Genomic DNA, 1634 nt, shown 5'->3' with positions numbered 1-1634 from the left:
TGTGAGCCTGTACGTTGCAACCAACACCCTGATTCCGACGGAGGGCCTGGCAGGAGATCCCTTGCCGGGAGAATCGTTCAAACGGTCGAGCCTCCGCAACGCATCGTGCGCACGCGCTCGTGCACCATCGCGACCAACCGTCTGAGAGCATCGTCACTCACATGGCCGCCATGACACCCCACGACCGGGCGGCATCGCTCGCCCCGATGCTCGTTGCGCAGTTGACGCTATTCCGGCCATCAACCCCCTGATGCCAGCTTTATCAATGCACACATCGATCCGGGCATCATCCGGGCGATGTCACGCATTGAGGCATCAAAACGCCAAATCAACGCGACAGCGCAATCCTTGTTCGATCCTCGGCCGTCGCGCAAGAGAAATGTATGGCCTGATGCACCCAGGGCCCACGCAAGACTGCAAAGATTCACTGCCCGCGCCTTCTTCCCAGCTCGGCTCTCCGCAGCAGCGGCAGCATCGTTTCACCTCTGGAACGCCGCCGTTCCAGCTCGCTGTCTGGCGTCGCCCACCGTGTCGCCGCATACTCTGGACATGACACCGGCGCGGTTGCGGGCGGCTCGGATGCGCCTGTCTCCGGGCCTCGGCTGCGGCAGGCTCATCTTGTGGCCCGCCGGTGCAGAGGGCGTCACGGCGGATGGAACGTGGCCTCGATGATCCGCCGCGGTGCTCCGGGCGCTTCCTCCCAGCGCGAGGGTCGCGCGCCGGCGCTGCGGCTCGTTGCAGCCCGGCGCGGCGCGAAGCAGCGGGCGTAGCGTTCGAGGACCCGTTCGCCCGCCGCATCGACAATTTCGACGTCTTCACGTGGAGGCTGACGATTGCCGTGAAGGGAGACGACGTCGCGAGCGGCACGCGCCTCGCCGAGCTCTGGGACCCACTGGCGAACTCCAGAGCCCGACGGCAGGCAGCGCCAGTTCGACTGAGCGGGCGACCAGGACCAGATTGCCATTTCCATCTCAACCAGAGATATCCATAAAATCGACGCGCTCGTTTGGACATTGACAGCGTTTCCGATTTTGAGAATGATGCTTCCGCGCTGGCCGATGAAGCGCGGAACGAGCTCTTCACTGCGGATCCCACAGCGCATCTTGCGGCGTGACCAGGTGGCGAACAAAATGAAACATATCTGTCACATGACGCCCATTCGCTCCTTGGTCGGAGGCCTTGTCGCCGGAGGCATCTCGTTGAGCGCGCCCGCTCAAGCTCAGCTTGACAAGCCAATCCCAATATCTAAGGTATGAGGCGCATGCGCAGTAAGGTGCTGCCATGTTGCTGCAACCAACTAGAGCTGGTTGCATGTCCACTCGGACCTGCACGCCACTCTAGAACCAGGAAGGAGTGTCATCATGTACAATAATCAGGGAAACGCCCAGCAGGTTCATGTCGCGCAGCCCAAGCGTTCGATGAAGATCAAGTCGAATGTCAAGGGCAGCACCACTGTCTGCGCCTGAGCAGGAACCTAGCTGCCTCTCCTGACATTTAGGAGAGTGGTCGCGGGGCACATCGACTGATTGATGCAAATGCGATTCCGATCTCTAGCCCTGTTCGTTTAGCAGGGCTGGATATCGCGAACTTTCATATGCTCAACGAGAGGTGCCTCGCGGCTTTTCCATGGCAGG

1 protein-coding gene is annotated in these 1634 nt (G+C 61.1%); it reads right to left on the bottom strand.

Annotated elements, in window-relative coordinates:
- Window positions 1–643: 643 nt before the first annotated feature.
- Window positions 644–1129 carry a hypothetical protein gene (locus WMF42_RS15545; protein WP_437692714.1) on the bottom strand — a complete coding sequence of 162 codons (486 nt, stop codon included), beginning with the start codon at window positions 1127–1129 and terminating at the stop codon, window positions 644–646.
- Window positions 1130–1634: the final 505 nt, after the last annotated feature.

The sequence above is a fragment of the Sorangium sp. So ce176 genome (genome assembly GCF_051519835.1).
GTDB classification, from domain to species: Bacteria; Myxococcota_A; Polyangia; order Polyangiales; family Polyangiaceae; genus Sorangium; species Sorangium cellulosum_G.
This window is presented reverse-complemented; position numbering and strand designations above follow the sequence as displayed.